We start from the raw sequence: 18,983 nt of genomic DNA on the forward strand, positions 1-18,983 counted from the left end.
CGGTGGTGCGGGCGGGCCGCGCCGCTACGCGGCCGCCTTGGCCTCCTCGCGCTGCGGCGCGGTCTCGGCCTCGGCCTCGTCGATCTCGAAGCTGGTCGCGCTGTCGTACGCCTCCAGGTCCAGGATCTTCGCGCGCGCCGCGACGATCACGGGCACGACCGCCTGGCCCGCCACGTTGGTCGCCGTGCGGATCATGTCGAGGATCGGGTCGATCGCCAGCAGCAGGCCCACGCCCTCGAGCGGGAGGCCCAGGGTGGACAGGGTCAGCGTGGTCATGATCGTCGCGCCGGTCAGGCCCGCGGTGGCCGCTGAGCCGATCACCGAGACGAACGCGATCAGCAGGTAGTCCTGCGCGCCCAGGCTGACATCGAAGATCTCCGCCACGAAGATCGCGGCCAGCGCCGGGTAGATGGCGGCGCAGCCGTCCATCTTGGTGGTGGCGCCCAGCGGGACGGCGAACGAGTTGTACTCGCGCGGCACGCCGAGGCGCTCGGTGACCTTGGTCGTGACGGGCAGCGTGCCGACCGATGAGCGGGAGACGAACGCCAGCTGGATCGCGGGCCACGCGCCGCGGAAGAAGCGCAGGGGGTTGAGCCCGGCGACCGAGCGCAGCAGCAGCGGGTAGACGCCGAACAGCACCAGCGCGCAGCCGATGTAGACCCCGGCGGTGAACGTCGCGTAGTCGCCGATCAGGTCCCAGCCGTACTCGTTGATCGAGCGGCCGATCAGGCCCAACGTGCCGAGCGGGGCGAGGCGGATGACCCACCACAGCGCCTTCTGGAGCAGCTCGAGCACGGTCTCGCCGAAGCTGATCAGCGGGGCGGCGCGGTCGCCGAGGCGGAGCGCGGCCACGCCGGTGACGGCGGCGAGGAAGACGATCTGGAGGACTTCGAGGTTGGCGAACGGCGAGATCACGTCGGTGGGGACGATCCCGGTGAGGAAGTCCAGCCAGGAGCCCTCGCTCTGCGGGAGGGCGCCGTCGGCGGGGGTGAGCCCGGTGCCGTCGCCCGGGTTGGTCAGCAGGCCGATGGTCAGGCCGATGGCCACGGCGATGAGCGATGTCGCCAGGAACCACAGCAGCGTGTGCGCGGCGAGGCGGGCGGCGTTGGCCACGTTGCGGAGGTTGGTGATCGACACCGCGATGGCGAAGAAGACCAGTGGGCCGACGGCCAGTTGGAGGAGCTGGACGAAGATGCCGCCGATCTCGTCGAGCGTGCGGCCGAGCCAGTCGACGTTCCAGTTGCGGGCGATCCAGCCGAGGAGCGCGCCGAGCACGAGGCCCAGGAGTATCTGGGCCCAGAACGGTGGCAGGGATATGCGGGGGCGCGACGCCGCTGCGGGCGAGGCGTCCTGGTCCGGGGCCGGGGACGAGGAGGACGAGGACACGGGCACACTCCGGTCAAGAGGTCATGGGTCGGGAGGGAGGGAACGGGAGGGAGCGGGACGAACGGGGCGCGCCGGCGTGTGAGCGGGCGCGCGGACAGCGCTGAACGGCTGGGGGGGGAGCGGGTGTGTCAGCGACAGGCCGCGCTCAGGCAGCGGCAGAGGTCGACATGCAGGCGCGCCACGAGCGGAACGCTCGCGAACAGGCGGGGGCGCACGGCTGCTGTGTACATGCCCAGCACGGTAGCACCCCTCACATGACGCGTCATCGGCCGAAGCGCGACCTCTTCGGGGCCCAACACACGCCCCTGGAGAACGATTCCCAGCCCTGGGACGTTCAGGCCACTGTGAGGGGAATCACCCGGAAACGCGCGGATATCAGGCCGCGTCGTCCTCCATGGCGCGGTTCGCGGCGAGCCTTCCCTTGGCCCGGTCCACGCCCGCGGCGACCTGCCGGGACATCGCCTCGCGCTGCGCCCGCAGCACCACCAGGCTGATCGGGGCGGAGACGACGATGGAGAGCAGCGCGAGCCACAGGGGGTTCGCGGTGCCGAACGACTCGGGGAGCACGCCGACATAGGCGAGGACGGCGATGACGACGAAGCAGACCGCGAAAACGCCGAGTCGCATCCCGGTGTAGCGGAGCGTCGGATGCTCGCTGATGAAGCCGCCACCGGCCATGTCGGTCCCTCCTTGCTCGGTGCCCGAAGTCCGTTCCAGTGAAGCACAGGGCACAACGCGCCCCGCGGGGCGGTCGGGTCAGGCCGCGCCCGGCGCGGGGGCGAGCGGCAGCCACATCGTGACGTCGTCGCGCAGCTCGCCGCCGCCGATCTCGATCGCGCCGGGGACCCGGCCGACCTCGCGGTAGCCGCACGCGGCGTAGAACCGCTCGAGCCCCAGGCCACCCCGGCACGTGAGCCGTATCCCGGCGATCCGCGGGTCGAGGGAGCGGGCGGCGGCCGACGCGGCGGCCATCAGCTCCCTGCCGGTGCCGCGGCCCTGGAGGTCGGGGTGGACCATCACGGTCTTGAGCCACACCCAGTGCCGCATCAGGCGGTGGGTGTTGAGGGAGAAGAACGCGGTGGCGACGGGCCGCCCGCGCTCGGTCGTCCCGATCAGCAGCCGCGTGGTCCCCTCGGCCATCCCGATGAGGTGCTTGCGCAGATCGGCCTTGACGTCCTCGGGCGTGACCGTCGGCAGGAAGCCGACCGCGCCCCCCGCGTTGACCACGTCGGCCCACAGGGCGGCGAGCCCGTCCACCAGGGCAGGGGTGACGGCGGGGTCGAGGACGTAGCGGAGCCCGAGGTCGCGGCGCGGGGCGGCGGCGCGCGTGTCGTTCATGGTGTCGCCCCGCTCACACCCGCATCGGCTGCGGGCTCTCGCGGCGGTCGGGGTCGGGCCCCGGGTACTCGCGGACCACCTCGTACCTGGTGTTGCGCTCGACCGGGCGGAACCCGGCGTCGCGGATCAGCTCGAGCAGGTCCTCGCGGGTGAGCTTGTCCGGCGTGCCGAAGTTGTCCGCGTCATGGGTGATCTTGTACTCGACGACCGAGCCGTCCATGTCGTCGGCGCCGTGCTGGAGCGCGAGCTGCGCGGTCTGCACGCCGTGCATGACCCAGAAGACCTTGACGTGCGGCACGTTGTCGAACAGCAGCCGGGAGACGGCGAACGTCCGCAGCGCCTCCGCGCCCGTGGCCATCGTGGTGCGGGCCTGGAGCCGGTTGCGGACCTTGCCGTCCTTCATGTCCACGAAGTCGTGCTGGTAGCGCAGGGGGATGAAGACCTGGAACCCCCCGGTCTCGTCCTGGAGCTCGCGCAGCCGCAGCACGTGGTCCACGCGGTGCCTGTGCTCCTCGATGTGCCCGTACAGCATCGTGCACGGGGTCCTGAGGCCCTTCTCGTGCGCGAGGCGGTGGATGCGCGACCAGTCCTCCCAGTGGGTGCGGTGGTCGACGATGTGCTGGCGGACCTCCCAGTCGAAGATCTCCGCGCCGCCACCGGTGAGCGACTCAAGACCGGCGTCGATCAACTCGTCGAGGATCTCCGACGCGGACAGCCCTGAAATGGTCTCGAAGTGGTGGATCTCGGTCGCGGTGAACGCCTTGAGCGACACCGTGTCGGGCAGCGCCTCCTTGAGGGCGCGCAGCGAACGCGGGTAGTAGCGCCACGGCAGCGTCGGGTGCAGGCCGTTGACGATGTGCAGCTCGGTGAGCGCCTCGCCCTCCATGGCCTTGGCCAGCCTGACGGCCTCCTCGATGCGCATCGTGTACGCGTCCTTCTCGCCCGGCTTGCGCTGGAACGAGCAGTAGGCGCACGAAGCCGTGCACACATTGGTCATGTTGAGGTGGCGGTTGACGTTGAAGTGGACGACGTCGCCGTTCTTCCGCACACGCACCTCGTGGGCGAGCCCGCCGAGCCACGCCAGGTCGTCGGAGGCGTAGAGCGCGAGGCCGTCCTCCCGGCTCAGCCGCTCCCCCGCGAGGACCTTCTCCTCGAGATCCCGCTTGAGCCCAGCGTCCATGCCTCGTGCCTCCTCGTCGTCACGCCGACCCGATCGAGCCTACGCCTGTGCGTCGTCGGGCAGTTCGCCGACCCGGTTCTCCCATTTGGTCGACAGCACGATGGTCGTCCTGGTACGGGAGACGCCCTTGGTGCCGGAGAGCCGCCTGATCGTGCGCTCGAGACCGTCGACGTCGCCCGCCCTGACCTTGAGCATGTACGAGTCGTTCCCCGCGATGAACCAGCAGTCCTCGATCTCCGGCAGCTCCCGCAGCCGCGCCGCGACATCCTCGTGGTCCACCGCGTCGGACAGCGAGATCCCGATCAGCGCGGTGACCCCGAGCCCGAGCGACCGCGCGTCCACCGTGGCCCGGTAGCCGGTGATCACCCCGGCCGCCTCCAGGCGGTTGATGCGGTCGGTGACGCTGGGCCCCGAGAGGCCGACGAGGCGCCCCAACTCGGCGTACGAGGCACGTCCGTTCTCCCGCAACGCCTGAATGAGCTGCCTGTCCACCGCGTCCATCGTCGCCGCGCCTTTCTCGTCCCCATCGGTCCAGTGCACAGACGAATCTAAGGCATGAGCCCCCGGCGGCCTGAAGATGGCTGGGCCGAACGGTCCCCTCACCGTTCGGAACGCCCTCCCCCGAGCGTTCCCCCCCACCGCCCGTAGAGCGCGTGCGCGACCCCGGCCGCGTCCAGCGCGCGGCCCGCGACGAAGTCCACCAGGTCCTGGATGTGCGTGGCCCCGGCGTAGAACGCGGGCGTCGCGGGCAGCACCACGGCCCCCGCGTCGTTCAACGTGACCAGCTGCCGCAGCGTCTGCCCGCCGAGCGGCGTCTCCCGCACGGCCACCACGAGCGGCCTGCGCTCCTTGAGGGTCACGCTCGCGGCCCGTTGCAACAGGTCCTTGGAGAGCCCGAGCGCCACCCCCGCGACGGCCGCGGTCGACGCGGGCACGATCAGCATGCCCTTGGCCGGGTACGAGCCCGACGAGGGCCCGGCGGCCAGGTCACCGGCCGACCAGTACCGCAAGGACCCCGGCGGTCCGAGCTCCCCCGCGAACGCGTCCGGCTTGCCGTCCGCGCCCCGCGCGAGCCACGCCCGCAGGTCGTCGGCCCAGTGCGCGTCGCGGAACGCGATCCCCGTCTCGTCCAGCAGCGTCAGCCTGGCCGCCCTGCTGACCACCAGATCGACGGACTCCCCCGCATCGAGCAACGCGCGGAGCACCGCCGCGGCATACGGTGTCCCCGAAGCCCCTGAGACCCCCACGATCCATGGCTGGCGCATGCACCGAGGCTAACAAGCGGCTTACCGGACGGTGACGCCTCGGCCACAGACGGCGCCCCGGGCACGCGCCGCCCCGCGCCCCGTGGACACTGGAGGCTGAGCCACCCCGGCCACCCCCACGGACAGGCAGGAGCGAAGCCATCGGTACCCGACGGTTTTTCATGCGGCTGAGCGCCATCGGCGGCGCCGCGGCCCTGGCCACGACGGCCGGGGCCTGCCAGGTCGTGCAGAACGCCAGGGCCGGTCTCGAGATCTCCGACGCCGTCGACGAGCTCCTGTCGTGGGAGGGCGTCACCGTCGAGGCGACGCTGGACGCGACGCCCGAGGAGATCCACGCCTACCTGGTGGCGACGGGCGCCCAGGAGCCGACGCTGGCCGAGGCGCGGCTCCTGGCCGACCTCGAACTCACCCTGTCCGTCGGCGATCCGGCCGACGAGTCACGGCTGAACGACCTGGACGCCGACGACCCGCTCAACGCCGCGATGACCGTCAACTTCGGCGGGCGCGACGTCGCGGGCGTCAAGCAGCTTGCGGGCCGCACCTACGTCAGGGTGGGCGCCGAGGCGGTCGTGGAGGACGTCTACGGCGGCGACGAGGCGGCGGTGACGCGCGCGGAGCACTTCCAGGAGGACGCGGCGAACCTGCCGGAGTCCCTGGCCACGGCGTCCCTCGCGCTGCGCGGCGAGTGGGTGGAGGTCGAGCCGTTCGCGTTCGCCTCGTACGCGGAGACGCTGGCCGAGCACGGCGGCGTCCCCGCCGACACGGCCACCGCGGCGGCGGGCGCCCTGGCCGACGCGAGCGCGCTGCTCGACGAGGCGGCGGTGTGGGAGTCGGTGGGCCGCGCGGAGAGCACGCTGCGCTCCAGCGCGTCGCTGCACCCGGCGGGCGCCGAGCGCGGCGCGGAGCTGATCGACGTCCGCATGCCCGCGGAGGACGCGCACCGCGCGGTCGGCCCGCTGCTCGCGCTCCTGGACGACCAGAGCGCGCGCTTCGGCATCCCGAGCCTGGTGAACGGGCCCACCGACCCGGCCGCCGAGGTCACCGCGCGCCTGTCCATCAGGAACGGCGTGCTGTCCAACGCCTCGGTCGACCTGGCCCAGTTCGCCCCCGAGTCGGCCCCGCCCCTCCCCCTGAGCCTGTCCCTGGCGGGCGGCTCGGCCCTGAACCTGAACCCCCCTGAGACCCCGACCGCCCCCCTGACCACGGACGACCTGTCGGTGGCCCTCCTCTACCTGAACGAACAGGAAGAATCCCGCGCGGAAGATCCCCGCAGGGCGGACATCCCCGGCCCGATCCAGCCATGACGCTGCGCTGGCCTCGCCGCCCACCAAGCTGAGGCCGCCCTACGGGCGGCCGGGACCCGCCCTCCCGGGCGCGGGGGTCGACGCCCGGGGGCTACCGCCCCCGAACCCCCCGGTTGCACGGCGAAGCCGCCCTCCGGGCGAGGCAACGCGACGCTCAGGGACAGCGCCCCCCGCAGCGGCGGCCGGAATTGAACCCCTGTCCCACGGGCCCACCCTCCGGGCGGGGGGGGCAACGTCCGGGAGACTCCCGCGGGGCGGCGCCCGCGGTGGCACTCGGGACTCGCCGAGGGCTGGCGCCCCCGAACCCCCACGCCGCGAGCACAAGCCGATACGACCCCCGCGCGGCCGGGAGACTCCTGCGGGGCGGCGCCCGCAGCGGCACGCGGCCTGTTGCACGGTGCCCGACCCCAGCCGCACCCACGGCGAAACCACCCTCCGGGCGGGGGATGTCGGGGGCCGCCCCCCAGCCCTGCGGACGCGAGCCGTTACGGCTCCGGGCACGGCGCCCCCTGGCCGGGAACGCGACCGGCCACCCCCGCACGGCGCACCAGAAGCGAGCCCGGCACGAAGCGCCAGGCCCCCCCGCGCCGGACCAACGACCGCACCCCACCCCGCGAAGCGCCACAGACCCGGACCACCAGACCGGCACGAAGCACCACGGACCGACCCCGGCACAAAGCGCCACAAGCCCGGACCACCGGGCCCCCACCACCGCACCCCACGCAGCGCAGCCACCCCGCACGAAGCACCACGTACCACCCCGCGGAGCGGTCCGGCGCGAAGCGCCACGGACCCGGCCCACCGAACCACCAAACCGCAACCACCCCACCGGTCCGGCACCAAGCGCCACAGACCGACCCCGGCACGAAGCGCCCCACCCCACCCCACCCCGCGGAGCGGTCCCGCGCGAAGCGCCATAGGCCCGGCCCACCAGACCACCGAACCGCAACCACCCCCACCGATCCGGCACCAAGCGCTACAGACCAACCCCGGCGCGGAGCGCCGCACCCCACCCCGCAGAGCGCCCCGGCGCGAAGCGCCACAAGCCCGGACCACCGGGCCCCCACCGCACAAAGCACCACGTACCACCCCGCGGAGCGGTCCGGCGCGAAGCGCCATAGGCCCGACCCACCGGACCACCGAACCGCAACCACCCCACCGGTCCGGCGCGAAGCGCCACAGACCGACCCGGCGCGAAACGCCGCGCCCAACCCAGCGGAGCGACCCCGCGGAGCGGTCCCGCGCGAAGCGCCATAGGCCCGCGCCACCGGACCACCGAACCGCAACCACCCCACCGGTCCGGCGCGAAGCGCCACAGACCGACCCCGGCGCGAAGCGCCGCGGCTCACCCAGCGGAGCGACCTACCATGAACACATGCCCGAGCTCCCCGAGGTCGAGGCGCTGCGTGAGTTCCTCACCGACCGTTTGGTCGGCGCCGAGGTGGCCCGCGTGCTGCCCGTCGCCTTCCACGTTCTCAAGACCTACAACCCGCCCCTCGCCGCCCTCCAGGGCCGGACGGTGACGGGGGTCGCGCGGCACGGCAAGTTCCTCGACATCGAGCTCGCCGCCCCCGACGCCGACCTGCACCTGGTCGTCCACCTCGCCCGCGCCGGGTGGCTGCGCTGGCAGGACGCCCTGCCCGCCGCGCCGCCCCGGCCCGGCAAGGGCCCGCTCGCGCTGCGCGTGGCGCTCGCCGACCCGGCGGGCGCGGGGTTCGACCTCACCGAGGCGGGCACCCAGAAGCGCCTCGCGGTGTACTGCGTGCACGACCCCGCCCGTGAGGTCCCCGGGATCGCCCGCCTCGGCGTCGACCCCCTCGGCCCCGGCTGCACGCCCGCCGCGTTCGCCGACCTGCTCGCCGGGGAGAGCCGCCAGATCAAGGGCGTGCTGCGCGACCAGAGCGTGCTCGCGGGCATCGGGAACGCCTACTCGGACGAGATCCTGCACGCGGCGCGCATGTCCCCGTTCAAGATCGCCGCGCGGCTCACCCCCGACGAGGCCGCCGCCCTGCACGCGGCGATGACCGAGACGTTGCGCGCCGCCGTCGACCGCTCACACGGCCTGGCCGCCGCCCAGCTCAAGCGCGAGAAGAAGACGGGGCTCCGCGTGCACGGCAGGACCGGCGAGCCCTGCCCGGTGTGCGGCGACACCATCCGCGAGGTGTCCTACCGCGACTCCGCCCTCCAGTACTGCGCCACGTGCCAGACCGGCGGCAAGCCGCTCGCCGACCGCCGCCTCTCCCGGCTGCTCAAGTAGCGCCCGGGCCTGGCCCGTTCAGCCCGCCTCCGCCTCGACCGCCACGCCGTGCGCCTCGACGATCTCCGCGAGCCCTCCGGGGAACGACCGGCTCACCGCCGCGAACCACCACCCGTCGTCCTCCCGCACCAGCTCCCCGATCGTCATGCCGGTGCCCCGCAGCGGCCCCGCGGGGAAGCCGAAGCACAGCAGCTCCTCGTCGTTCGACGGATCGATCAGCCGCACATGCGGCTGCCGCACGCCCGCGAGGTTCTGGCCGCGGGCCTCCGCGTCGTGGATCGAGAGCACCAGCACCACACGGTCCGCCTCGGGTTGGAGGCTCCGCAGGTCCACGCCGAACCGCACCTCGGGCTCGTCCCCGCCGAGCCGCACGCCGACGCCGGGCGGCGCGGGGTTGTTGTAGAAGACGAAGTGCTCCTCGGACAGCGCGTGCCCGTCCCGCCCCACCACGAGCGCGCTCGCGTCGGCGTCCATGCCGTCGGGCGCCTCCCAGTCGAGCCCTATGGAGAACGCCGCCGCCCCCGGCAGCACATCGGCGAGCCGCATCCGCTGCCCGGTCGCCAACGGCAGCCGCCCGCCGCCGCCCCGCGTGCAGCTGGCCAGCAGCACCGCCCGCGGATCGGCGCGCGAGTCGAGCCGCGTCGGCTGGTACGTCAACGCCGCCGCGACGGGCGCCGCGGGCTCCCGCACCACCGAGGACGCCAGGTCACGCAGCCGGTCGGCGACCTCGGCCGCGCTCCCCGGCCGGTCCGAAGGACGCTTCGCCAGCAGCCCCAGGATCAGCGCGTCCCACTCCCGCGGCACCCAGGGCCTCAGCGCGCTCGGCGCCGCGGGCGCGCTCTCCATCTGCTGCCGCAGCAGCTGGTACAGCGAGCCGCCCGCGAACGGCGGCTGCCCGGTCGCCAGCGCGTAGAGCACACAGCCCGCCGAGTACAGGTCGCTCGGCAGCCCGACCGTTCCGCCCTCGATCTGCTCGGGGGACATGAAGGCGGGGGTGCCGATCACCACGCCCGTGGACGTGAGCCGCGCGTGGTCGCTCGACTCGGCGAGCACCGCGGCGATGCCGAAGTCGAGCACGCGGGCCAAGCCGTCGGGCCCGACCATGACGTTGGCGGGCTTGAGGTCGCGGTGCACGACGCCCGACTCGTGCGCCACCGCGAGCGCCCGGCAGATGTGCTCGCCCCAGCGCGCCACGTCCACGAGCGGCGGCAGCTGCTCGGCGAGCAGCCGGTCGAGCGAGCGGCCGAGCAGCCGCTCCATCACCAGGTAGAGAACGGCGTCCGTCTCGCCGTCGAAACGCGCCTCCCCCACGTCGTGCACGGTGACGATGAACGGGCTCGAAAGGCCCGCGAGCAGCTTGGCCTCCCGCTCGAAGCGCTCCCTCGCCCTGGGGTCGCGGCCCACGGTGGAGGTGGAGACGAGCTTGACGGCGACCCGGCGCTCGAGCCTGAGGTCCACCGCCTCCCAGACGGTGCCGCTGCCGCCCGCGCCCAGCTGGCGACCGAGCCGGTACCGGCCGTCGAGAACCCGGTCCTGCATCACACACGCACCCCCTGCGAACTCACCGCGGTACCCGCTTACTTTATGCGCCGCAGCGCGCCAGGGGGGCATTGTCAGTGGCCCTGGTTACTCTGGCCGCACCACGCACCGAACGACCGTCGACCGGCCAGGGGAGCCCCGATGACCAGCAACGTCGCGACCGAAGAGCAGCGGCCTGACCGCGTCGATGACCACGTCGAGGACCACGTCGATGACCGCGTTCAGGCCCCGGACGCCGAGCCCGGCGTCGAGCAGAGCCTCGAGCGGTACAGGAAGGAGCTCACCGGGTACTGCTACCGGATGCTGGGCTCCGCCTTCGAGGCCGAGGACGCCGTGCAGGACACGATGGTCCGCGCCTGGCGGGCGTACGACCGCTTCGAGGGCCGCTCCTCCGTCCGCTCCTGGCTCTACCGCATCGCGACGAACGTCTGCCTGACCATGCTGAGCGGCAGCAGCAAGCGCGCCCGCCCCATGGACCTCACCTCCCCGACCCCGCACGCCTCCGCCGTCCTCGGCCCGCCGCTGGCCGAGACGGCGTGGATCGAGCCGATGCCCGACGGCATGGCCCTGCCGCAGGACCCGGCCGAGCGGGCCGAGGCGCGCGAGTCGGTGCGTCTCGCGTTCGTCGCCGCCCTCCAGCACCTCGCGCCCAAGCAGCGGGCCGTGCTCATCCTGCGCGAGGTCCTGGCGTGGAAGGCGGGCGAGGTCGCCGAGCTGCTCGACACGACGGTCGCCTCGGTGAACAGCGCGCTCCAGCGCGCCCGCGCCACCCTCGCCGCCACGGGCGCCACCGAGTCCGACCCGTCCGAGCCACTCTCCGACGACCACAAGGCGCTGCTCGCCCGGTATCTGGAGGCGTTCGAGAGCTACGACATGGACGCCCTGACCGCGCTGCTCGCCGAGGACGCCACGCTGTCCATGCCGCCGTTCGCGCTCTGGTTCCGCGGCCCGGCCGACATCGAGGCCTGGATGGTGGGCGAGGGCAAGGAGTGCCGCGGCTCCCGGCTGATACCCACGTCCGCCAACGGCTGCGCGGCCTTCGGCCAGTACCGCCCCGCCCCGGAGGGCGGGCACAGCCCGTGGGCGCTCCAGGTCATAGAGATATCAGGGGGGCACGTCATCGGGATCAACGCCTTCCTCGACACAGCACGGCTCTTCCCCCTCTTCGGCCTTCCCTCCCACCTCCCCGAGGCCGAGCCAGCCGACGAGGCCCGGTAATCCCGCCCGCATGTTGACGAAGCGGATCCCGCACCCGAGGCGCTTGGCCGTCAGCCGCAGCCTGGCCACCACCTCGAGCGTCACCGCGTTCGCGCCGCCGACCTCCGCCACGTCGACGGTCACGTCCCCGACGCCGCCGCGGCGCACGTGCGCCGTGAGCCGCTCACAGATCCCGGGCACGTCCTCCCGGGCCACCGGCCCCTTTATCACGAACAGTTGACTCCGCACCGCCGGTCTCCTTCCCCACGCAAGGAAGACCGACCCACCGCGGGGAACTCATCGGCACCCCGGTCGGCACCCCCGCACGCCCACCCGACCCGCCGTCACCCCACGCCGCCCACAACCCCCATCGCACCCCCACGCCCCAACCGCCCCACGCACGAGCGGAACGTCAGCCGGGGGCGCTAACGTCGTGCGAGGAGGCAATAGACTCAAGCACTGCTGAGGGGGCCGCGAACATGAGCTATGGCGACGACTACGACGACACACGCACCGGTCGTGTCCCCTCCCCCACCAGGACCCGGCTCCCCGAGCAGGACGAGCCCCCCTCGCGCCGCCCCGCCGCCTCCCCCGGGCGTTCCATCCTCACCGTCGTCGCGGTGATCGTCGTCCTCCTCGCCGCCATCGTGTTCGCCAACCAGTCGCGCGAGGACGGGAGTTCGGGCGACGACGGCGGCGACCGCGAGGACGCGCGGCCCACCGCGCCCACCGGCGAGCGCCCCGTGGACGGCGCGTTCAACGGCATCCCCACCGGACACGCGCAGACCGAGCAGGGCGCCCAGAGCGCCGCGGCCAACTACGCGGTGGCGCTCGGCGGCGTCGAGATGTTCAACGAGGCGCGACGCCGCACCATCGTCGACAGCATCAGCGCGTCCGCCACCCGCGACGACCTGCGCGCCTCCTACGACTCGGGCTACAGTGCCCAGTTGAACGAAGACATCGGCCTCGACCCGGAAGGCGTCGCCCCCACCGGCATGACCTTCGTCAACAGAACGATGCCCGTGGGCAGTTCCACCGTCGAGTACGGCGAGACCGCCGCCGAGGTGTCCGTCTGGTGCACCGGCCTGTTCGGCATGGCGGGCGCCGAGTCGAGAAACCCCGTGCGCACCAGCTGGTTCACGATCACCTTCGACCTCGTCTGGGAGGACGGGGACTGGAAGGTCAGCGACACCGAGCAGGCCGAGGGCCCCACCCCGGTGGGCGGGGACGACCGCGTCTCCGGAGCCGACGAGATCGCCGAAGCCGTCGAACAGTACGGAGGGTTCACGTATGCGCGCTAGCCTCCGCATCCGCCTGGCGACGCTGGGCACGGCGTTCGCGAGCGCCGGGGCGCTCGGCCTGCTCCTGGCCACCCGCGCCACGGCCCAGGAGCAGGAGGAAGACCCCGACGACGCCTGCGACCTCATCTCGGGGACCGCGCGCGAGTACTGCGAGGGGAACCCCGACTCCGGCGACGGCGACGGAGGGGGCGGCGCGGGCTCGGGCGCCTCACTCGACCCGATGTCCTCCCTGGCCCGCGCCTGCGCCGACGCCGCCGCCTGGATCGTCAACGAGCTGTCGGAGCTGGTCGATTCGACCACCGCGGTCGACTTCACCAACACGTCGTTCCTCCGCCAGTACGCCGTCGTCTTCGCCGCCTCCACCGTCCTGACGCTGATCCTGTGGATCCTCGCCATCGTCAAACGGGCCATCAGGGGCGTGCCGTTGACCACCGCCATCACCGAGGCGATCGGCTTCCTCTGGCTGACCGTCATGGCCTCGGCGTTCACCCCGCTCATCCTCTATGTCGTGGTCTCCGCCACCGACGGCGTCACGGACGCGATCGTCGTGGGCACAGGGGACAACTCCGACGCGTTCTTCGGCGACTTCGCCGCCGCCCTCGAGGCGGGCGAGGACATCGGCGGCGGCCCGATCATGCTGATCGTCGTCTCCCTGATCTCCATCCTGGCCGCCGGCGTCCTGGCCCTCGAGCTGGTCATCCGCGCCGCCATGCTCTACGTCGGCGCCCTGCTCGGCACGGCCGTCTACGCGGGCCTGGTCGACAAGAACCTCTGGTCCCACATCCGGAACTGGGCCGGGATCATGATCGCGGTCATCCTCATCAAGCCCGTCATCGTCATCGTCCTCGGCCTCGCCGGGGCCCTCACCACCGCCGAGGAGGAGGGGCCCACCGCCGTCTCGTCGATCATCTCGGGCCTGGCCATCATCCTGCTGGCCATCTTCGCCTCCGCCATGATCTACCGCTTCGTGCCCGGCTTCGGCGACGAGATCGTCAGCCAGCGGGCCATGCGCGACGACACCTCGAGCCGCGCGGCCAAGGCCGCCGTCTCCACCCCCGCCTCGATGCTGCGCCAGGGCATGAGCACCCATGGCACCCGCGACGGCGCGGCCGCCGGCGGCGGAGGGGGTGGCGGGGGTGGTGGCGGCGGCGCCGCCCGCCCGGCCAACCCCGTGGCCGGCGGAGTCGCCGCGCACGGTACCCGTTCGGGCCAGTCCGGGTCATCATCGTCTTCGTCCCCCGGCGGCGGCACCGGCCGCTCGGGAAGCCAGGGCAACCGAGGAGGTAGCAGGTGACCGTTCCACCCCAGACCTTCGGCCGCCGCCGCACCTACCTCATCGGGCGGTCGAGGCCCCAGGCCCTCGTCGGCAGGAACCGCGAGACGGGCGAGATCGCCCTCATCGTCGCGGGCGCGTTCCTCGGCATGATGAGCGGCATCCTCATCCCCACCCTCACGCTCCGCCTGGTCGGCCTCATCGGCTTCCCTTTCCTCGCCCTCGCCGCGGTCTACATGCCGTACCAGGGCCGCACGTTCTACAAGTGGTTCGAGATCAACCGCTCGTTCCGCCGCACCCACCGCCGCGGCGCCACCTACCGCTCGGGCGCCGCCGAGGCCGGGGTCCGCCTCGACGGCACCGAGGTCGAGGTCGGCTCGCCCCCCGGCGTGGGCGGCGTCCGCTGGCTCGCGGCCGCGTTCGGCCCCGACGAGCTCGCCGTGCTCCTGCACAGCGACCGCGGGACCGTCACGGCCGCCATCGAGATCGAGGGCCCGGGCGTCGGGCTGCGCGACAGCGAGGACCAGGAGGCCCTGGTCGAGCGGTTCGGCACGCTCCTCAAGCACGTCGCGAACGGCGACGGCCACGTCACCCGCCTCCAGATGCTCGCCCGCACCCTCCCCGCCGACCCCGACGCCCACGCCAACGACGTGCGCGAGCGCGGCGACACCGGCGCCCCCGCCTGGATCCAGGAGTCCTACGAGCAGCTGGCTTCCATGGTCTCCACCTCGAGCGAGCAGCACCGCGCCTACCTGGTCGCCTGCATGCACCACTCGCGCGAGCTCGGCCACGAGGCGCAGACCATCGCCCGCGCCGCCAGGAAGGGCAGGGGCCGCGGGCAGCGCATGTCGCAGGACGAGGCGCTCGCCGTGATCATGGCCCGCGAGCTCACCGACATCTGCGCCCGCCTCACCGAGGCCGACATCCGGGTCCGCCAGCCGCTCGGCGAGGCGCGCCTCGCCTCGTTGATCCACTCCATGTACGACCCCGACCACCCGATCGACCACATCCAGGCCATGTCGCGGCGCAACGCCTGGCCCGCCGAGCTGGACGCGCGCGAGGCCACCTATCTCCAGGCCAAGACCCGCGAGTCCGGCACCCGCGAGCCCTGGTGCCACGCCACGGCCTGGGTGAAGGAGTGGCCCATGACCCCGGTGGGCGTCAACTTCCTCGCCCCGCTGCTCGTTCACACCCCCGACGTGATCCGCACGGTCGCGGTCTGCATGGACCTCGAGCCCACCGAGATCGCCATCGAGCGCATGCTCACCGAGAAGACCAACGACGAGGCCGAGGCGTCCCGCGCCGCCAAGATGAACCGCACGGTCGACCCCCGCGACGTCGCCGCGCACAGCCGCGTCGACCAGCGCGGCGACGACCTGGCGTCCGGCGCGGCGGGCGTCAACCTCGTCGGCTACATCACGGTCTCCTCGCCCCACCCCGAGGCACTCGCCCGGGACAAGCGCACGATCCGCGCCTCAGCGGGTAAGTCTTATCTGAAGCTCGAATGGTGCGATCGCGAGCACCACCGCGCGTTCGTCAACACACTGCCCTTCGCGACGGGGATCAGGCGATGAGGATCCCCGCGCGGCCGACGCCCAGGGGACAGGAGGTGCCGTCATGCCGGCGCGCGATCCGCTGAGCCTCATCACGGAGGCGTTCACGAGCCTCCTCTTCGGCAGGACCGAGACCACGCGGCTGCCCGTGCGCACCTCGACGGGCCAGGCGCAGGCCGTCTATCTGCCCACCGCGGCGCCGGGCCTCGGCGACTCGGGCGTGATCATCGGCCGCGAGGTGTACTCGGGCAAGGGGTACATCTACGACCCGTTCCAGCTCTACGGCCAGCAGCTGCCCGCCCCCCACTGGCTCGTCCTCGGCGAGTCGGGCAACGGCAAGTCCGCGCTGGAGAAGACCTATGTGCTGCGGCAGCTCCGGTTCCGCGACCGCCAGGTCGTGGTCCTCGACGCCCAGGGCGAGGACGGCGTCGGCGAGTGGAACCTGATCGCCCAGGAGCTGGGCATCACCCCGATCCGGCTCGACCCGATGGCCACCCTCGACCGGAACGTCCGGCTCAACCCCCTCGACCCGTCGATCACCACCACCGGCCAGCTCGCCCTCCTGCGCACCATCATCGAGGTGGCGCTCGGGCGCTCCCTCGACGAGCGGTCGGGGTTCGCGCTCAAGGTCGCGCACGCGTATGTGCACCAGACGACGACCGACCGCCAGCCGATCCTGACCGACATCGTGGAGCGCCTGCGGCACCCGCTGCCCGAGGCGGCCGACGCGATGAACGTCGCGCTCGAGGACGTCCGCGCCTGGGGCCTCGACGTGGCGCTCGTCCTCGACCGCCTGGTGGACGGCGACCTGCGCGGCATGTTCGACGGCCCGACCACGGTCGGGATCGATCTGGACGCGCCCCTCATCGTCTTCGACCTGTCCCATATCGACCGGAACTCGATCGCGATGCCCATCCTGATGGCCATCGTGGGCGTCTGGCTCGAGCACACCTGGATCAGGCCCGACCGGAAGAAGCGCATCTTCCTGGTCGAGGAGGCATGGCACATCATCAACTCCCCTTCGGTGGCCCAGCTGTTCCAGCGACTGCTGAAGTTCGGCCGCCGCCTCGGCCTGTCGTTCGTCGCGGTGGTGCACCACCTGTCCGACGTCGTCGACGGGGCGGCCGCCAGGGAGGCGGCGGCCATCCTCAAGATGGCCTCCACGCGCACCATCTACGCCCAGAAGTCCGACGAGGCCAGATCCACGGGCCAGGTCCTCGGCCTGCCCCGCTGGGCGGTCGAGATCATCCCGACCCTGACCCCCGGCATGGCGGTCTGGGACGTCAACGGCAATGTGCAGGTGGTCAAGCACCTGGTCACCGAGGCCGAGCGCCCGCTGGTCTTCACCGACCGCGCGATGACGGAGTCGTCCGCGATGCTCCTGGCCGAGGAGCGGCTGCCGGAGGCGGAGGACCCGTTCGAGGCGGAGACCGAGGCGCGCGTGATGTCGTTCGAGAAGCGACAGGGCGTCGGGTAGCGGGGCGTCATGGCGTATGACCGGCACGCGCGCGGCGGCCCCCCGCGGGACCCCGCGGCTCCCGAACGGCACGGCGGCGGGGTGCCCGACGCCCTGCTGGTCGGCTCGCTCGCCTTCCTCGTCGGCGCGAGCGTCCTCACCTGGACGGCGACGGGCCTGGCCGGGCTGCTGCGCCACGGGGCATGGCCCGATGGCGTCACCTTCGTCCACACCGCGCGGGCGATCCGCTCGCTGCTGACGGCGCCGGGCGACGTCGCGGCCGCATGGCCCGACGCGCCCCCGGCGCAGCTGCCGAGCGCGGCGATGCTGTGGCTGATGCTGCTGGTCCAGCTTGTGCTGCTGTTCTCGGCGGTGCTCGTGGTGTCGATCCGCGTGGCGACGTGGCGGGCGCGCCGCGCGATCCGCGAGGCGGAACGCCACCGCCCGCCGGATCTCCCCGAACAGGCCCATGAGACGGCCCCGTTGGAGGCGGTCCCCACACCGTCCCCCACGCCGACACCCGCGCCCGACCCGGTGCGCGACGAGACGGCGGCGGTCCTCGCGGCGCCCGCGGGCCTCATCGTGCGGGACCCGGACGGCTCGCTGCACGCCAGCACCGCGCGGCAACGCGGCAGGCTGGGGCCCGTCCACGTGTACGACCCCGAGCACCTGACGGACGCCGCGGCCCGGCTGCGCTGGGCGCCCGAGCGCGGCTGCGACGACATGGCGGTCGCCCGCCGCCGCGCGAGTCAGCTCCTGGCACCCATCAGACCGTCCGAGCCCATCTTCCGCCTGGACGCGGAGGCGGCCGAGACGCTGCTGCGCTGCTATCTGCACGCCGCGGCCCTCTCGGGCAACGGGCTGACCCACGTGCACCGTTGGGCGCACGGCAGGTCGTCGGGAGAGCCCGCGAAGGTGCTGCGCGCCCATCCGCGGGCGGCGGGCGGCGCGTCGATGGAGCTCGAGAGCACGCTGACGTCGCACCCGGTGCGCAGGGACGCGGCCCTGGTGCTGATCGGGCGGGCGTTGAACGGCCTCGACCAGCTGCACATCCGCCAGGCGTGCGCGGCGGGCCGGGCGGACACGCTGGCCCTGGCCAATCTGGCGGGCGAGGGCGCGACGCTGTTCGTGGTGGGGGATCAGAGGGAGACGGCGGGGCTGCGCGGCGCGCTGGTGGACGCGTTGGTGGCCGAGCAGCCCACGCTCGAGGTCAGCGGCGTGGAGCCGAGCCGCTTCTGAGCGCCAACTCATAGGCGTGCAGGGCGGGATCGCGGGGATCGGCGTCGCGGTCGCCGGTGGGCTCGAAGCCGAGTGAGGCGTAGAAACGGGCGGCCCGCGGGTTGTTCTGGTGGACGCGCAGCCGCACTTCGTGTCCCCCGGCCCAGTCGATGGCGGCCTCCATGAGCTGCCGGGCGAGCCCGGTGCCACGGTGCTCGGGAAGCATGTAGACGCCGATCACGTACGCGATGCCCAGCCGGACATAGGCGCCCACCATGCCGCCCCACTCGCCGTGTTCGGTCTCGCCGATGAACGTGACCTGACGCCCGCCAGAGGCGCGGCGCTCCCAGTCGCCCCGGGTGAGCCTCACGGCCTCTTCGTAGGGTTCGTAGAACGCGACGGGCGCCACCGGATCCTGAAGGGCCGCCAGCCGGAGCCGCCTGAGCTTCTCCCAGTCCGCGCGCCGCGTCTGCCGGATCGTGTACGCCATGGCCAGATGCTCGCACCGGCGTGCCACGGGCGCAATGATTTTCACCCACTCTTGGGACAAAGAAAAGGCCCCGCTGGATAATCCAGCGGGGCCTCTATCAAGAATTGTCCGGCGGTGTCCTACTCTCCCACACGGTCCCCCATGCAGTACCATCGGCGCAGGGAGGCTTAGCTTCCGGGTTCGGAATGTAACCGGGCGTTTCCCTCCCGCCATGACCACCGGAACA

17 protein-coding genes and 1 rRNA gene are annotated in these 18,983 nt (G+C 72.8%); 8 read left to right on the forward strand and 10 right to left on the reverse strand.

Annotation, left to right across the window (positions count from 1 at the left end; genetic code table 11):
- Nucleotides 1–24: 24 nt before the first annotated feature.
- From D7318_RS24505 to D7318_RS24530, 6 genes are all read right to left on the reverse strand, one after another.
- Nucleotides 25–1,386 (reverse strand): dicarboxylate/amino acid:cation symporter, encoded by a 1,362-nt coding sequence (locus D7318_RS24505; RefSeq protein ID WP_120699386.1) that lies wholly within the window; start codon nucleotides 1,384–1,386, stop codon nucleotides 25–27.
- Between the two features lie 375 nt (nucleotides 1,387–1,761).
- Nucleotides 1,762–2,064, reverse strand: a complete 303-nt coding sequence (locus D7318_RS24510; protein WP_120699366.1) for a DUF4229 domain-containing protein — start codon at nucleotides 2,062–2,064, stop codon at nucleotides 1,762–1,764.
- A gap of 78 nt (nucleotides 2,065–2,142) precedes the next feature.
- Nucleotides 2,143–2,724, reverse strand: coding sequence for a GNAT family N-acetyltransferase (locus tag D7318_RS24515; protein ID WP_120699367.1), 582 nt, complete (start codon nucleotides 2,722–2,724; stop codon nucleotides 2,143–2,145).
- A gap of 13 nt (nucleotides 2,725–2,737) precedes the next feature.
- Nucleotides 2,738–3,904 carry an aminofutalosine synthase MqnE gene (gene mqnE, locus D7318_RS24520; protein ID WP_120699368.1) on the reverse strand — a complete coding sequence of 389 codons (1,167 nt, stop codon included), beginning with the start codon at nucleotides 3,902–3,904 and terminating at the stop codon, nucleotides 2,738–2,740.
- A 39-nt stretch (nucleotides 3,905–3,943) separates the two neighbouring features.
- The gene (locus D7318_RS24525; protein ID WP_113685206.1) at nucleotides 3,944–4,405 is read right to left on the reverse strand and encodes an Lrp/AsnC family transcriptional regulator; all 462 of its coding nucleotides are present in this window, start codon (nucleotides 4,403–4,405) and stop codon (nucleotides 3,944–3,946) included.
- Between the two features lie 98 nt (nucleotides 4,406–4,503).
- Complete coding sequence (locus D7318_RS24530) at nucleotides 4,504–5,169, reverse strand: UbiX family flavin prenyltransferase (protein ID WP_120699369.1); 666 nt, start codon at nucleotides 5,167–5,169, stop codon at nucleotides 4,504–4,506.
- Between the two features lie 161 nt (nucleotides 5,170–5,330).
- Here D7318_RS24530 and D7318_RS24535 point away from each other — a divergent pair, with 161 nt between their 5' ends.
- On the forward strand, nucleotides 5,331–6,473 hold the full coding sequence (locus D7318_RS24535; protein WP_120699370.1) for a hypothetical protein: 1,143 nt from the start codon (nucleotides 5,331–5,333) through the stop codon (nucleotides 6,471–6,473).
- A 1,375-nt stretch (nucleotides 6,474–7,848) separates the two neighbouring features.
- The gene (locus D7318_RS24540) at nucleotides 7,849–8,730 is read left to right on the forward strand and encodes an Fpg/Nei family DNA glycosylase (protein WP_120699371.1); all 882 of its coding nucleotides are present in this window, start codon (nucleotides 7,849–7,851) and stop codon (nucleotides 8,728–8,730) included.
- Nucleotides 8,731–8,748: 18 nt separating this feature from the next.
- On the opposite strand, the gene D7318_RS24545 is transcribed toward D7318_RS24540, so the two are convergent.
- Complete coding sequence (locus D7318_RS24545; RefSeq protein ID WP_183091586.1) at nucleotides 8,749–10,269, reverse strand: protein kinase domain-containing protein; 1,521 nt, start codon at nucleotides 10,267–10,269, stop codon at nucleotides 8,749–8,751.
- 141 nt (nucleotides 10,270–10,410) lie between these two features.
- On the opposite strand from D7318_RS24545, the gene D7318_RS24550 reads away from it, so the two are divergent.
- Nucleotides 10,411–11,487: a sigma-70 family RNA polymerase sigma factor gene (locus D7318_RS24550; protein WP_120699373.1), complete on the forward strand. Its 1,077-nt coding sequence runs from the start codon at nucleotides 10,411–10,413 to the stop codon at nucleotides 11,485–11,487.
- Here the strand turns inward: D7318_RS24550 and D7318_RS35000 are convergent.
- Nucleotides 11,374–11,715 (reverse strand): STAS domain-containing protein, encoded by a 342-nt coding sequence (locus tag D7318_RS35000; protein WP_120699374.1) that lies wholly within the window; start codon nucleotides 11,713–11,715, stop codon nucleotides 11,374–11,376. The two genes, D7318_RS24550 and D7318_RS35000, sit on opposite strands and share 114 nt — an antisense overlap.
- Before the next feature lie 230 nt (nucleotides 11,716–11,945).
- On the opposite strand from D7318_RS35000, the gene D7318_RS24560 reads away from it, so the two are divergent.
- From D7318_RS24560 to D7318_RS24580, 5 genes are read left to right on the forward strand one after another with little or no spacing between them, the layout of a single operon-like run.
- Complete coding sequence (locus tag D7318_RS24560) at nucleotides 11,946–12,767, forward strand: hypothetical protein (protein ID WP_120699375.1); 822 nt, start codon at nucleotides 11,946–11,948, stop codon at nucleotides 12,765–12,767.
- Nucleotides 12,757–14,061 (forward strand): hypothetical protein, encoded by a 1,305-nt coding sequence (locus D7318_RS24565; protein WP_120699376.1) that lies wholly within the window; start codon nucleotides 12,757–12,759, stop codon nucleotides 14,059–14,061. Before D7318_RS24560 ends, D7318_RS24565 begins: the two co-directional genes overlap by 11 nt.
- A complete protein-coding gene (locus D7318_RS24570; RefSeq protein WP_120699377.1) occupies nucleotides 14,058–15,614 on the forward strand; it encodes an SCO6880 family protein in 1,557 nt (518 codons plus the stop codon). The genes D7318_RS24565 and D7318_RS24570 overlap by 4 nt, the downstream gene beginning before the upstream one ends.
- A gap of 43 nt (nucleotides 15,615–15,657) precedes the next feature.
- On the forward strand, nucleotides 15,658–17,070 hold the full coding sequence (locus D7318_RS24575; RefSeq protein ID WP_120699378.1) for an ATP-binding protein: 1,413 nt from the start codon (nucleotides 15,658–15,660) through the stop codon (nucleotides 17,068–17,070).
- A gap of 9 nt (nucleotides 17,071–17,079) precedes the next feature.
- Nucleotides 17,080–18,288 carry a hypothetical protein gene (locus D7318_RS24580; RefSeq protein WP_120699379.1) on the forward strand — a complete coding sequence of 403 codons (1,209 nt, stop codon included), beginning with the start codon at nucleotides 17,080–17,082 and terminating at the stop codon, nucleotides 18,286–18,288.
- On the opposite strand, the gene D7318_RS24585 is transcribed toward D7318_RS24580, so the two are convergent.
- Both D7318_RS24585 and rrf read right to left on the reverse strand, forming a co-directional pair.
- Entirely contained in the window at nucleotides 18,260–18,757 is a 498-nt protein-coding gene (locus D7318_RS24585; RefSeq protein ID WP_120699387.1) for a GNAT family N-acetyltransferase, read from the reverse strand. The genes D7318_RS24580 and D7318_RS24585 overlap by 29 nt on opposite strands.
- A 106-nt stretch (nucleotides 18,758–18,863) precedes the next feature.
- Nucleotides 18,864–18,980 (reverse strand): 5S ribosomal RNA (gene rrf, locus D7318_RS24590).
- Nucleotides 18,981–18,983: the final 3 nt, after the last annotated feature.

Origin of the sequence: Streptomyces radicis (genome assembly GCF_003626575.1) — a bacterium.
Classification (GTDB): Bacteria; Actinomycetota; Actinomycetes; order Streptomycetales; family Streptomycetaceae; genus Streptomyces; species Streptomyces radicis.

Excerpts from the sequence above, each read along its gene's own strand:
- D7318_RS24510 (WP_120699366.1), bottom strand. The coding sequence starts at position 2,064 with ATGGCCGGTGGCGGCTTCATCAGCGAGCATCCGACGCTCCGCTACACC.
- D7318_RS24515 (WP_120699367.1), bottom strand. The coding sequence starts at position 2,724 with ATGAACGACACGCGCGCCGCCGCCCCGCGCCGCGACCTCGGGCTCCGC.
- mqnE (WP_120699368.1), bottom strand. The coding sequence starts at position 3,904 with ATGGACGCTGGGCTCAAGCGGGATCTCGAGGAGAAGGTCCTCGCGGGG.
- D7318_RS24525 (WP_113685206.1), bottom strand. The coding sequence starts at position 4,405 with ATGGACGCGGTGGACAGGCAGCTCATTCAGGCGTTGCGGGAGAACGGA.
- D7318_RS24530 (WP_120699369.1), bottom strand. The coding sequence starts at position 5,169 with ATGCGCCAGCCATGGATCGTGGGGGTCTCAGGGGCTTCGGGGACACCG.
- D7318_RS24535 (WP_120699370.1), top strand. The coding sequence starts at position 5,331 with ATGCGGCTGAGCGCCATCGGCGGCGCCGCGGCCCTGGCCACGACGGCC.
- D7318_RS24540 (WP_120699371.1), top strand. The coding sequence starts at position 7,849 with ATGCCCGAGCTCCCCGAGGTCGAGGCGCTGCGTGAGTTCCTCACCGAC.
- D7318_RS24545 (WP_183091586.1), bottom strand. The coding sequence starts at position 10,269 with ATGCAGGACCGGGTTCTCGACGGCCGGTACCGGCTCGGTCGCCAGCTG.
- D7318_RS24550 (WP_120699373.1), top strand. The coding sequence starts at position 10,411 with ATGACCAGCAACGTCGCGACCGAAGAGCAGCGGCCTGACCGCGTCGAT.
- D7318_RS24560 (WP_120699375.1), top strand. The coding sequence starts at position 11,946 with ATGAGCTATGGCGACGACTACGACGACACACGCACCGGTCGTGTCCCC.
- D7318_RS24565 (WP_120699376.1), top strand. The coding sequence starts at position 12,757 with ATGCGCGCTAGCCTCCGCATCCGCCTGGCGACGCTGGGCACGGCGTTC.
- D7318_RS24575 (WP_120699378.1), top strand. The coding sequence starts at position 15,658 with ATGCCGGCGCGCGATCCGCTGAGCCTCATCACGGAGGCGTTCACGAGC.
- D7318_RS24580 (WP_120699379.1), top strand. The coding sequence starts at position 17,080 with ATGGCGTATGACCGGCACGCGCGCGGCGGCCCCCCGCGGGACCCCGCG.
- D7318_RS24585 (WP_120699387.1), bottom strand. The coding sequence starts at position 18,757 with ATGGCGTACACGATCCGGCAGACGCGGCGCGCGGACTGGGAGAAGCTC.